This is a genomic window from Variovorax dokdonensis (assembly GCF_030316895.1).
Lineage (GTDB): Bacteria > Pseudomonadota > Gammaproteobacteria > Burkholderiales > Burkholderiaceae_C > Variovorax > Variovorax dokdonensis.
In genome coordinates this window covers 173,924-186,740 of the sequence record NZ_JASZYV010000003.1, presented here as the reverse complement: position 1 = coordinate 186,740, position 12,817 = coordinate 173,924, and the positions used below count along the sequence as shown (strand labels likewise).

Annotated in this window: 10 protein-coding genes; 3 read left to right on the top strand and 7 right to left on the bottom strand. The window is 55.2% G+C overall.

Annotation, left to right across the window (positions count from 1 at the left end):
• Positions 1 to 7: 7 nt before the first annotated feature.
• Positions 8 to 298 carry a helix-turn-helix domain-containing protein gene (locus QTH91_RS23065; RefSeq protein WP_368389467.1) on the bottom strand — a complete coding sequence of 97 codons (291 nt, stop codon included), beginning with the start codon at positions 296 to 298 and terminating at the stop codon, positions 8 to 10.
• Between the two features lie 122 nt (positions 299 to 420).
• Positions 421 to 660, bottom strand: a complete 240-nt coding sequence (locus tag QTH91_RS14635; protein ID WP_286660839.1) for a hypothetical protein — start codon at positions 658 to 660, stop codon at positions 421 to 423.
• Between the two features lie 773 nt (positions 661 to 1,433).
• Between QTH91_RS14635 and QTH91_RS14630 the strand changes: the two genes are divergently transcribed.
• The 3 genes from QTH91_RS14630 (at position 1,434) to QTH91_RS14620 (ending at position 2,539) form a co-directional block, all read left to right on the top strand.
• Complete coding sequence (locus QTH91_RS14630) at positions 1,434 to 1,775, top strand: hypothetical protein (RefSeq protein ID WP_286660838.1); 342 nt, start codon at positions 1,434 to 1,436, stop codon at positions 1,773 to 1,775.
• Complete coding sequence (locus tag QTH91_RS14625; RefSeq protein ID WP_286660837.1) at positions 1,772 to 2,140, top strand: hypothetical protein; 369 nt, start codon at positions 1,772 to 1,774, stop codon at positions 2,138 to 2,140. The genes QTH91_RS14630 and QTH91_RS14625 overlap by 4 nt, the downstream gene beginning before the upstream one ends.
• A gap of 87 nt (positions 2,141 to 2,227) precedes the next feature.
• The gene (locus tag QTH91_RS14620) at positions 2,228 to 2,539 is read left to right on the top strand and encodes a thermonuclease family protein (protein ID WP_368389471.1); all 312 of its coding nucleotides are present in this window, start codon (positions 2,228 to 2,230) and stop codon (positions 2,537 to 2,539) included.
• 114 nt (positions 2,540 to 2,653) lie between these two features.
• Here QTH91_RS14620 and QTH91_RS14615 read toward each other — a convergent pair whose 3' ends face one another.
• The 5 genes from QTH91_RS14615 to QTH91_RS14595 all read right to left on the bottom strand — a co-directional run bounded on the left by QTH91_RS14615 (position 2,654) and on the right by QTH91_RS14595 (position 11,450).
• Complete coding sequence (locus tag QTH91_RS14615) at positions 2,654 to 4,207, bottom strand: hypothetical protein (RefSeq protein ID WP_286660835.1); 1,554 nt, start codon at positions 4,205 to 4,207, stop codon at positions 2,654 to 2,656.
• A 260-nt stretch (positions 4,208 to 4,467) separates the two neighbouring features.
• Positions 4,468 to 5,199 (bottom strand): endonuclease/exonuclease/phosphatase family protein, encoded by a 732-nt coding sequence (locus QTH91_RS14610; protein ID WP_286660834.1) that lies wholly within the window; start codon positions 5,197 to 5,199, stop codon positions 4,468 to 4,470.
• 98 nt (positions 5,200 to 5,297) lie between these two features.
• Positions 5,298 to 8,501: a type I restriction endonuclease subunit R gene (locus QTH91_RS14605; protein WP_390367466.1), complete on the bottom strand. Its 3,204-nt coding sequence runs from the start codon at positions 8,499 to 8,501 to the stop codon at positions 5,298 to 5,300.
• Between the two features lie 59 nt (positions 8,502 to 8,560).
• Positions 8,561 to 9,829 carry a restriction endonuclease subunit S gene (locus QTH91_RS14600; RefSeq protein ID WP_286660832.1) on the bottom strand — a complete coding sequence of 423 codons (1,269 nt, stop codon included), beginning with the start codon at positions 9,827 to 9,829 and terminating at the stop codon, positions 8,561 to 8,563.
• A gap of 49 nt (positions 9,830 to 9,878) precedes the next feature.
• On the bottom strand, positions 9,879 to 11,450 hold the full coding sequence (locus QTH91_RS14595) for a class I SAM-dependent DNA methyltransferase (protein ID WP_286660831.1): 1,572 nt from the start codon (positions 11,448 to 11,450) through the stop codon (positions 9,879 to 9,881).
• Positions 11,451 to 12,817: the final 1,367 nt, after the last annotated feature.

Sequence of the window (12,817 nt, the reverse complement as noted above, 5' to 3'; positions counted from 1 at the left end):
CCACACTTCACATGGCCGGTAGTATGGGGCGCGTCGTACGGCGTGTGGTCGTTCTTGACGGCACTGCCTCAGCATACGCGAGGAGCCGTGGTCTCTCTTCATTGGGGCGTCTGAAGGACCTCGGCTTGAGGTTGGACAGGGCTACTTGGTGCAGGCCTTCAAAGAGGGCATCACGAAGAAATACCCAGGATCGCCCGTACTTGATTGCTGCGAGTTGGCCCGCAGCAGCTTTGTCCAGGACGGTTTCTTTGGTGCAATCGAGGAGCGTGGCCACTTCGCTTGCAGAGATGGTGTGCATGGGTGATTGAAAGTAAAAAAGCCCGCCTGGCGTAAGCCGAGGCGGGCTGAGGTTATGGGTGTCAGAGAAGGCGAATTCGCCTTCGGGTTGGATTGTCGGCTGCTCGTGTTGTTAACCGTTCGCTATGAACGGCGAAGTTCTACCTCCCATTTCAGGACTTCGGAGAGCAGCCATTTGCCGTCGCTGGTGGGCGTCGGCACCTGGCCCTTCCTTACGCGATCGGTGAGCGTTTTGCTGCTGATGCGCAAGCGCTCCAGCATCTCGTCTCGGGTCAGCCGCTCGCCTTGTAGACGGGCAATCAGTTGCTCCATGCGGTCAAAGCGAGCCATCATGAGTTCAAGAAGGCGTGGTTGCTCAGGCATGTGTATGTCACTCCAAAAGAATTGCGGGAACCATTTTTGGACGGAAGAAACCAGTCGCATGGCCTTTCTCGGCTACTCGATTTTGGCTGGCTTGGCTTGGCTTGGCTTGGCTTGGCTTGGCTTGGCTTGGGTTGGGTTCGAAGGCGAAGAGATGAATTGGAACAAGCGACTAAAGAGAGTGCTTTATTTGTTTTTCACCCAGTGCCGGAGGCACCCATCTGCATATCGGCTAGATATAGTCAGAAATTCTGAATTCGAACCGTTTAGGAGCCCGTCAAAGACTGTCGAGAACTTCTAAATACTTCTGTTCGATAGCAGGACTTTGCTTGTCCCTTGGTTTCTACGGACACTGAACTTTACCCATGTAGGAGGTAATCTGGATATGTTTTGAGTTCTATTGATATGGGCTTCGTGTCCTCAACCTGTGCCGTGCGCGGAAGTCACTAAATTGCCATTGGGTATCGGGTGAGTATCGGATCGATGAAGGTCATGGTTAGGACCACTTTGAAGAATTCGAGATCTGGTCGACTGTCCGGTTGTGTTGTGGATCGGATGTGTTCCTCGTCATGTGTTGATGGGGGGTGGGTGCGTTCTAATTCCCAGCTCCGCATTGCGGGGGGGGGGGGGTAGCTTGGAAAGCCACCTCGCTCAGTCTTCTCCTGGCTCCGTACATAGCTATCAAAATTTCTCACAACCCTCGAGTGCTTTGTCGTCGGCAGCACGTTGCCAGTGACGCGAAATGGAAGTTACTTTGACGTGAGGTGTCTATGCCAATGAGATTGAGAGACGGCTATGAGAGCCGTGACGCACAACCCGATCAGCGTCTCTGGAAAAACTTGGGCTACGGCGGCAAGACAGCCAGTGAAGAGGCTTGGCGCTACTGGCCGCAAGTGGGGAAAGGTCCATGGACGATTGCGGCGCCACTAGGTGCGGCTGAATACACGCAGGATGGACTCTGCCTGTTCCTTGACGGGGAGCTGGTCTATGAAGCCAAGGAGGGTGAAAGCCAATGGGATGTCACCTGGCAGGCTTTGGCTCACTTCTACGGTGTCCTGGCAAGACGAGTCGCAAAGGATGTTCCCTTGAGCCCTGCTCAGCACGAGGATCTGAGATGAAGGTCCAACAGGGCGGGACACAAAAGTGGTGTCCGAACTGCAAGGAGACCCAGGTTGTTAGCGCAGTCAATGCATCGAGACTCGGCGCGCCTTCTGGGCAGCGCTGGTACAAGGTCGACCACGAGGACATCCAATACTTCCGCCGCGGGCAGATTTGCCAGGAATGCGGTCACGAATGGCTTTCTGCCGAGGTTCCCGAAGCCTTCTTGGATGAGCTGGTGGAGCTTCGGGTCGCCCTTCGTGATATCAAGTTGCACGCGGAGACCTACTCCAGGCAATCGACATTGGCATCGCAGAGCTTGGAAAAACTGAGCACGTCACTGAGTGTCCTGCGAGCGCTGGACGTCTACAAAGCAGAAAGTTGAGCTTTGCGAGGTGGGCGTTCGGTCTCGGCCTGCTAGTCTTGGTATCAATCTCAGCATATGCAGACAACCGGACCTGCCTAGTTGTGGGTGTCAGGGACGGGGACACCAATCACCGCGCGATGTGGTTCTCCCGGTTCCTACGACCTGATCAAGGTGAGACTCAGCGGGATCGATGCGCCGGAGAAGAAGCAACCTTTTGGTCAGCGAGCCAAGGAAGCGATGTCGCGCCCGGTTTTCGGGAAGACCCAGGCTCTGGATCGCCACAAGGTCGATCCATATCGCAGAAGCGTCTGCAAGGTCTCGGTCAACGGTCGGGACGTTGGCTTGGAGATGATCAGGCATGGCATGGCATGGTGGTATCGAGCCTATGCCAACCATGGAAGATCAGTCGAGCTATGAAGCAATGGCCACAAGCCAGGATGAGAAGGATTGGCTTGTGGCGGGATCTTGACTCTGTGCCTCCGTGGGAATGGCGGAGGACCGACTCTCACGATGACTGAACGAACCCACAACTCAACTGCTGATTGCAGGGGAAGTGGATTCCCCTTCTGCCGGTATGGCAGGGTCATTGGCCGGCGCAGAACTTGCTGTCGCTTGCGGCCGAGCTGCTCGGGCAAGGCTGTTGCTTGCGCGGTCGAACATCCTTCTGAGTCTCTCGTCCTCTTGTTTCCTCGTTTCTCCCTCTATCACGCGAACTGCCGCTACAGCGGCAAACATGCGACCCGCCGTTCCTGGTCGCCCAGCGAAGAGTCCGTATATGCCTCTGTCATTGACATCGACATGCAAGAGCATCGTGCCTTCGCTTTGTAGCACGCGAAAGTCCCCCTCTTCCTTGGAAACGCCCCACCATCGCCCGGTCATGCAGTAGGGATGGATTGGACGTAGCTCAGCCATCCACGAGAGGCTGGCCGTCCCGTTTGTAGGGTCGACGTCCGGCCGTTCAATGGCTCTCGAGTGCCCAGACCCCGTGGCTCCGTTTGCTGGATGAATAAGGACGCGGGCGCCGCTACGGCGAACAATCACTAGTGTCTCAGCCGGGTCCTCGACTTCTTCATAGACCAAGTGATAGCGAAATCGCCAATGACCTTCGATCTTGCCTACGTCAGCATAGCTTTGCGAGAACTGACTCAAGATGCGGGGCATGATCTTGAACCTATGGTTGTTCCACCACACGTTGTCGAGCTCGTACTGATTGCTGCTTTCTCGCACTTCGCCTAGGAGCACATCATCCAGAACGTCTTGCTCGGCAGGACAGAGTATGGCCGGACTTTGAACGTAGTCCCCTTTCCCAGCGTACGTCATGTGGTAGCCGCTGCCATACGCGACGAAGGCACTCATCTGAACAAGCGGAAAGGTGAAGGTCGCTTCAATGTCTTCGAAGCCTTTGCCGTCGCCTGGGAAGACATGAAGCACAACGATGCCTCGGCGCACATAGCCCTCAATGAGATATTCATTGGACGAGCCACTATGTGGATCGGTCGTCTTGTATCTCCCGAGGAGCTTTCCTGGAGCCGGGGCAGTCAGATCGACATCCGCCTTGATCCAGACAAAGCCTCGATTCATGTCTTTGACCCCCCGCTTTGTCCGAGTAGTGTGGTACAGGCGCCAACAACGCTGAAAGACCCTGACCTCTTCAGAAGTTGCAGACGACTTGGACATCGCGCCTGCCGCGACAATATTTATCAGTTCTTCATCTTGGGAGCTGAGGCGGGACACAAGTATTGCCAAGCCAGCACCCAACGTGGCACCGCCTAAAGCCAACAGAATGTCGTTCTGAATAGGGTACTTCGAAGCGACAAGGAGTAGGGTGCTTCCAATCAGCATCATGACAATGCCGACGACCGACGAGAGCACTCGCAAAAGACTCATTTGTCGGGTGATTCCAGCTCTGCGGAACACCCACGAAGACAGGTCGGAACCAAATCGACGCATTGACACCTCCACGAGAAGGATGGGCCATTGCGCCATGATCTTGTGCCACCGCATTTTGGCGCTCAAGTGCCATGGTAGAGAACTTCTTCTGAAAACAAAAGGGTTCGTTGACTGCTGAATCGCGGAATCGAGCATCCGGCCGCCGTTTGCGAGACACACCACAGGCGATGGCCGCATGGGCCTAAAGGGAGTCAATACTTCAAGCAAGTTCGAGACGAAAGGCGCGATCGGGAGGAAACATCGAAGGCACCGATCATCACCCCCGAGCATCTCTATGCTTCGCCGCGGAGCGAGCCAACCAACTCCACGCTTGCGTCAGGCGATCAGTGGCGCTTCCCAACTCGATTGTTGGCGTTGTTGGCAGCAATTCGCATGGCGAGTCCTAGCCTCCAAATTCAATGGCCGTTTGGCAGAAGGTCAATGGCGACACCGTTGTGATCGGACAGTTGGTCTGATTCGTCTCGCCGCGCATTCCAGATCTTGAGGGGCGAAATGGCCCCTAGGCCTTCGCTAGTCCAAATGTGATCGATGTTTGCTCGATCAGCACCGTGAACCTTCCGGATGTCTTCCGACGTATGGCACATCATGCCTGTCTTGGTAAGGCCCTCAAGCAAAAGGTTGGTAGCGTGCTTGTCGCCGTACCACTTCGTCCCGTCCAAATTCATGTTGAAGTCTCCGGCGAGTACCAGATGCCACTCAGGATAGTTTTGGCGCAGCGTTCGGCAGTCTTCGGTTACGTCCCGTACTGCCTCGCGGTGTCGCTCCCATGCCCTAGCCTCTTTGCTACGAACGCCGTCCATGGCATAGGTGATGATGGTTCCATAGACAATCACCCGGCCAAATAGCGCGGGGGCATCTAGTGCCACGCAAACTGACAAGCGCTCGTTGGTCACAGGTAGTCGACTACTTGGCCATTGAGACCAGATCCCCGCGGCACGATTTGCAGGTTTGTAGGGCGGCTGACCTGGTGCCGTGAAGCAAGGTGTCATTCCCGGAATGATGAAGTCATCCATGACCTCTGTGAGGACGAGCACGTCGGCTTCAAGCCCCCCTAGCGTGGCAGCCTGGTTCTTGGCTCTTGTGCCGGAGGTCCGATATCCATCGAGATTCCAAGTTGCGACTCGCATTTCAACTCCGTCGAAAGCGCTGGACGGTGAGGTCCTATCAACGGCGAACATGCGGCTGGGTAGGGCGCAGCCCGTACCCATCGCGTGTTCGCCACCTGCTATGCAATCACCCATTCGGAAGACAACGACTCGGCTTGCTTCAAGACCGTCTCCGTGGCTTCTTCTTGTCGGTCGGGCGGGTACTTGTAGCGTCGAAGCAATGTTTTCACCATGACTCGGAGCCTGGCTCTCACCGAGGCACGTACTGACCAGTCCACGGAAAGCGAGCCTCGAAGACTTTGAGTCAGTTCAACGGCGATCTTCTTCAATGTCTCATCGCCGAGTTCACGTACGGCAGCTTCATTGGTTGCCAGAGCGTCGTAGAAGGCCATCTCGTCGGCATTCAAGCCAAGACGTTCACCACGCGACGCAGCTTCGTGGAACCTCTTGGCCATCTCGATGAGTTCTTCGATAACCTGTGCTGTTTCGATGGCGCGATTGCGGTAGCGCTGGAGACTCACTTGCAGCAGCTCAGAGAACTTTGCTTCCTGAACGACATTGGTCCTGAATCGCGACTTGATGTCGTCCTTGAGCAGTCGCTCAAGTAGTTCAACCGCCAGGTTTCGTTCCTTCATATGGCGAACATCTTCAAGGAACTCTTCAGAGAGGATCCCGATGTCTGGTCGATTCAAACCAGCAGCCTTGAAGATGTCGACGACCTCCGCGCTCACCACTGCCTTGCTCATGATCTGTCGCAAGGCATGTTCTTTTTGTTCGTCGCTCAGCTTCTTTCCAGAAGTACCAAATTTGGTGAGCGCGGCCTTCACTGCCTGGAAGAAAGCCAGTTCGTCGCGATGGACGAGTGCTTCATCCAGGGTGCAGCACAGAGCGAATGCCTTCGTGGCAGAGAGCACGGTGTCCGCGAATCGCTTCTTCCCATCTTCGAGTCCAAGGATATGGTTTGCGACTCCAGACAGCAGCTGCCATGCCTTGGCGCGGAAGTCCGTGTAGTTGAAGCCATGGAGCATGTCATGCAGCACATCCATCTTCTCCAGCAACACCGCTAGAGCATCGTGCGCATCGATGGTGGGCTGACCCTTCCCCTTGGCTTGGGTGTAGTCCTTCAGCGCGGCTTTCAGCTCGTTGGCGATGCCGATGTAGTCAACCACCAATCCACCTGGCTTGTCCTTGAAGACGCGGTTGACCCGTGCAATAGCCTGCATCAGGTTGTGCCCCTTCATTGGTTTGTCGATGTACATCGTGTGCATGCACGGAGCATCGAAACCAGTGAGCCACATGTCCCGAACGATCACGAGTTTGAACGGATCGGAAGCGTCCTTGTACCGACGCTCCAGCCGCTTCCTCACCTCTTTGCTGTAGATGTGGGGCTTGAGAAGCGCCTTGTCCGAGGCAGATCCGGTCATGATGATCTTGATGGCCCCCTTCTCGGGGTCAGGGTCATGCCATTCGGGGCGTAGTGCAACGATTGCGTCATACAAGTGGACGCAAATCTCCCTGGACATACCGACAACCATCGCTTTCCCGTCCAAAGTAGCTAGGCGATTCTCGAAGTGCTCTACAAGGTCAACTGCAACCTTGTGAATACGAGGGGGAGCGCCGACGAGCTTCTCCAAGGCTGCCCATCTTCTCAGCTGAGCAGCCTTGGCCGAGTCGTCTTCCTCATCTTCCGTCAGTTCTTCGACTTCATCGTCCAGAAGTGGCGCGTCGACTTCCTGAAGTTCGAGCTTGGCGAGTCGACTCTCGTAGTAGATGGGAACCGTCGCTTTGTCTTTGACGGCTTGCTCTACGTCATAGATATGAACGTAGTCACCAAACACTGCACGGGTATCACGATCCTCCAGCGACACTGGAGTGCCAGTGAACGCCACAAAGGTGGCGTTTGGCAGGCCATCTCTCAGGTGTTGGGCGTATCCATAGCGGACATTGCGCAGTCGACCATCATCGGACGTGGAATCTCCCGCTTTCAGGACCAGTGGTTCGTCCTTCGAAGAGATCTTGCGAGCTTCCTTCATCTGCTTTTGCAGCTTGGGCATGCTGGCTTGGAAACCATACTGGCTTCGATGCGCTTCATCGCAGATGACCACGACGTTGGTTCGATCTGTCAGGACGGGGAAGGTGTCTTCGTCCTCTCCAGGGGTGAACTTCTGGATCGTGGTGAAAATGATCCCGCCTGAAGGACGGTTGGTTAGAAGCTCGCGCAGCTTTGGTCGGGTATCAGCCTGAACTGGCGTCTCGTGAAGCAGTTCAGCTGCGCTGGCGAAGACACCGAAGAGTTGGTTGTCCAGATCATTGCGGTCCGTGACCATCACGATGGTTGGATTTCCCATCTGCGGGTGTTGCATCAGCTTGCCCGCCAGACAAGTCATCTCGATGCTCTTGCCAGCGCCCTGTGTGTGCCACACAACGCCACCTTTGCCTTGCTGAGCCAGGTCGATGCCAGGCTTCGAAGCAATCAGAACACTTTCAACGACGGCGCGAACGGCATGGAACTGGTGGTAGCCCGCCACCTTCTTGACGAGCTTCCCTTCATCCTCGAACAAGATGAAGTAGTGTAGGTAGTCCAGCAGCAAATCTCGCTGGAACAGTCCATGAACGAGCGTTTCCAACTCTCTCATGGAACCCAAAGGGTCGACAGTCACTCCGTCGATGGTTCTCCACGCCATGAAGCGCTCCTGTTTGGCCGTGAGAGAACCAACCTTGGCTTCGATGCCATCGCTGATGACCAGCAGCTCATTGGAGATGAAGAGATCCGGAATATCTTCCTTGTAGGCCTGGAGCTGGTTGAACGCGGACCAAAGGTCGGCGTTCTCGTCTCCTGGGTTCTTCAACTCCAGTACGACGATGGGAAGCCCGTTGAGAAAGAGGACGATGTCAGGACGACGAGTCCACTTCAGGCCTTGAATGCTGAATTGGTTGACCGCAAGCCAGTCATTGCGGGCGACATCCTTCCAGTCCACCAGCCAGACTCGATCTCCGCGGGTTTCACCGTCCTTCAGGTACTGGACTGGAACGCCTTCTGCCAGCCATCGGTGCATTTGGCGGTTGGCTTGCAGTTGGCCTGGGACGTTTGGGTTCAAAACCAGGCGCAAAGCATCTTCTTGTGCTCCTGCCGGAATGCTCGGGTTCAGTCTCTTGATGGCATCGTGCAAACGGGGCCTGAGAACCACATCCCGGTAGGTATCCCGTTCTGTACCTGGTGTCTTGGCGTCAGGAGGGGAGATGTCGGGGCCATGAGCAACCTCCCAGCCCAGCTCAGTGAGCCATTCGAGGGTGGTCTGTTCGACATGGTCTTCGATGACGATCTTTGCCAAGACGGTTTCTCCAGGTCAGATTGGTTCCAGTCGGATCACCAGGTCACGATCTAGATCGCAGCAATCTCATCCTGAGCCTCGGCGAGTCGCAACTTGCCGGAGATGAGGCGGGGCAGGAGGGCGTCGCGAACCTGTACGAGAAGGTGGGAGTGACGCCTTGTAGCCATGACGCGGTTGTGAATGGCTACTAAAGCAGCACTGAAGGTGCTTGATATTGAACCTGGCGGCACAACTAGTCGGATCGACCTTAGGTATGAAACCGGTCGAGAGATCGACGGAACACCTACCTGGGAAGCGTTTGCCAACAAGAGATGTTGTCCTCGAGGGCTGCGTAGGAAGTAATTCAAGTACTCTGGAGTCGTGGCATCAGCCTTTGCGCGGACAAAGAACTGGCTTTGCGACAACACATAGGTTGGGTAGGCAGACCCCTTTGGCACTAGTGAAACTTGGCCAAGAGTCCCTCTATGCGTTATGACGATGTCGCCCTCGGAAACGAGTGCCCCGGAAAGTCGGGCAGCGTGTTCGGGGGAGATATAGCGAAAGGCATCATCTTCCAGTAGCACTCCCTTCAAGCAGGCTCCAGAAAGTACCGGGATGCCAGCATCCACAAATGTTGAGACTTTGATGTTCGAGCCGAACGGACCCATTCCGATACGTTCGGCAACTTCCTCAATGCGTTTCACCGACCATCCCATTGGGATCCGTCCGAGCTCCGATTCCTCGAATTCTGACGGGAATAGAGCCGCCGTCTCTACATCCATCCCTTCAGGCTCTCGACCTTCTGCCTTGGCTTTCACCGGATCGAAGTCGATGAACCAACTCTTGAAGAGAGCTTGGGCGATGGATTCGAGGGTGGTGTTGGTTTGGCGCAGGAGGTCAATGCGGTCGTCGAGCTGGCGCAACACCTCAACCATCGAGCGCTGGGTCGCTACCGGTGGAAGGGGAATTTGAAGTGCGGCAATGGCTTTACCCGTCAGATGCTTGATGGTCGTGCCCGTGAAGTGAGGCTCAAGCAAGCCGACGTTGGCGGCATGGCGAAACCAGTAGAACAGGTAGTAGTTGTCCAGGCTCGACTTAGCGCGTATCCGATGTAGGGCCTTTTGAATCATGCGTGGAACTACATCGGTCCAGATTGCACATCTGCCGGGTTCTCCACCCTCACAGACAACCAAGTCGCCGGGCTTGAGGCTGTAACGCGCTTCTTCGTGGGCTTCGAAGCGCATTTCCGCCAAGTCAGTGAGGTCAAACGCTCCCCAACGCACATTGACGTTTCCGAGGTAGGGCTGTAGTTCACCTTTGTTCTTCTTCGCGTCAAGCATCTTGCCGAGACAGGCGTCAACATGGTCGCCAAGACGCGCTAGGGGCCATTCAAACTGCATAGCCCATTGCCCCCAGCTTCTCACGAATCAAAGCATCCAGTTGCACTCCTTTCGCCATCTGCTCGGCGAGTTGTGCGGTCAGTCGTTCCATCTTCTCTTTGAACGCCTCGTCGTCGTCATCGGCTTCTTCCGCTCCGACATATCGACCTGGTGTCAGCACATGCCCATGCTCTGCAATCTCAGCGAGCTTCACTGCTCGGCAGAAACCAGGGGCATCAACATAGACCTCATCGGCACTGACTTGGGCGTCCTGCCGCCAACGATGCACGGCACTGGCGATCTTCGCGACATCCTCATCATCGAAGACTCGGTTTACTCTGGTCGACATTCGCCCGAGCTTTCGGGCATCGATGAACAGAACCTCACCTCGTCGATCTCTTCCGCCCTTGCTCTTGTCCTTGGCTAGAAACCAAAGGCAAGCAGGGATCTGAGTGTTGAAGAAGAGCTGAGGGGGAAGGGCAACCATGACCTCCACCACATCGGCTTCAACCATAGCCTTGCGGATGGCTCCTTCATTGTTCTGGTTTGAAGACATGGAACCATTGGCCAGTACCACCCCCGCAGTGCCTCGCGGAGCGAGGTGATGAAGAATGTGCTGAAGCCAAGCGTAGTTCGCATTGCCCGCTGGAGGCGTGCCATGCGCCCATCGCTTGTCTTCCAGTAGTCGATCCCCGCCCCAGTCACTGATGTTGAAGGGTGGGTTGGCTAGGACATAGTCCGCTCGGAGATCGGGATGTTGGTTCCGATGGAATGTGTCTGCTGGCTCTTTGCCAAGGTTGAAGTCCATGCCTCGGATGGCAAGGTTCATGGCGACCAGTCGCCATGTGGTGGGATTGGCCTCCTGGCCATAGATCGAGATGTCCCCGAACTTGCCTCCATGGCTTTCCAGGAACTTCTCGCTCTGTACGAACATGCCGCCAGATCCACAGCAGGGGTCGTAGACCTTCCCCTTGTGGGGAGCCAAGACTTCTACCAGGACCTTGACGACAGATGCGGGGGTATAGAACTGTCCACCCTTCTTGCCTTCCGCATTTGCGAACTGGCCGAGGAAGTACTCGTAAACCTCACCCAGTAGATCCTTGGCATGGTGTCCATCGGCAGATGCAAAACCAATGGTGGAGATCAAGTCGATCAGTTCACCGAGCTTGCCTGGTTCGAGCTGAGCGCGGCCAAAGCGTTTGTCGAGAATGCCCTTGAGCCTGGGGTTCTCGGTTTCGATGTCGACGAGTGCCTGGTCAATTCGAGTGCCGATGTCGGGCTGCTTGGCATTGGCTCGGATGGTCTCCCAGCGCGCCGATTCCGGCACCCAGAAGACATTGGCCATGGTGTAGTAGTCGCGCTCCTCCAGGGCTCCTGGATGGTCGGATGCATCGGGAAGGTAGAAATCGGAGGATTCGTCTGCTAGTGCTGCCCTGAGCGCATCTCGGCGCTCATCGAAGGCATCGGAGATGTACTTGAGAAAGATGAGGCCGAGGACGATGTGTTTGTATTCGGCTGCGTCCATGCTGGACCGGAGCTTGTCAGCCGCGGCCCAGAGAGTCTTCTTGAGATCTTGGTTCATTGGCTTGTATTGTCGCGTCGATCCGGAGCGCCGTTTCAATGCGGTGCGGTGCGGTGCAGGCTTTGGGATTGTGATCAATTGGACAACATCGTCGCGCAGTTGAATCTCGCATATCGATTTGTCGGCGATCGGCAGACGCGTGGCTCATCAAAATCGATGAGAAGAACGCTTCAGGTTTGAGGAGTCCGGAATACGGCTTGGAGCAAGCGGTTCGGGCGCAATTCGCCCCTCGATTGAAGAGCCAGGAACTCAGTGGTTTATGGCCCTCGATTGGCCGCTGGGGGAATCGGGTAGCGGCATTGAAACCACCGGGCTATTTCGGGGTAGACGCTATCCCGCCGCCCAGAAGACGCTATGACCGGAAGCCTGATCAGGTGTTCGCGATGAGATCTAAGGCCCCGCGTTGGACGCTGTAACGAGACAAGGAGCTTGATGCGATCAAGCCGCGGGGGGCGTTCAATAGCCGTTTGAGCCGAGTGCTACGCCAGCTTCGAAGGCAAGCACTGAGGCGAACATGGTTAAAGCTTGGCGGGCCGGAAGGGCGCCAGTAGTGAACCATGCCAGGCAATGTGGCTTGCCTCCTGATTGTTTTCACCCACTGCCCGGAGGGCAGGCTTTGACTCACGTCGACTCGCTGAGGTGTCCACCTAAATCCGAAGCGGACACTATCCTTGGGGCGTGTTGCGGCTTATTGTTGGTCGGACGACACCCCGAGGCGGCTGCTGTCGGTCTTGTAAGTACAATTAAGTTGCGCCGGAAACGCCTAAGAGTAATTTAGATACTATTTATATTAATTTTATACATTGGGTCACAGGCCCGGAGGGCCTGTGACCCAATGTATAAAGAATATAAAGAATATATAGAATATAAAGAATATAAAGAATATAAAGAATATAAAGAATATAAAGAATATAAAGAATATATAGAATATATAGAATATATAGAATATATAGAATATATAGAATATATAGAATATATAGAATATATAGAATATATAGAATATATAGAATATATAGAATATATAGAACTCTAATTTAATTGACGCGCGGGAGATGCGGGCTGCAATTGGCGGCCCTTTTCATTTGTTGATGGGCGATTGGGAAGCGAGTCAACCACTTGAAATGGCGCCCATTGGCTGCCCTGAAGACCGTTGATGAGAACCAGCGGCCCCATGCGTTGTAAGCTGTGCGGATCGCACCTTGAGCGCTTCGCGAGGTCCTCCGCACAACGACGGGGCCGGGACAAGTTGAACGACCCTCGCCAGGCTGCCTGGATGTCGGAGGAACTGCGGCTGTGTGATTCCTCCTTATTGTTGAGGAGGCCTCGACAGGTGGCCTAGATGCCGGATGGGTCGCATATCCCCCGGC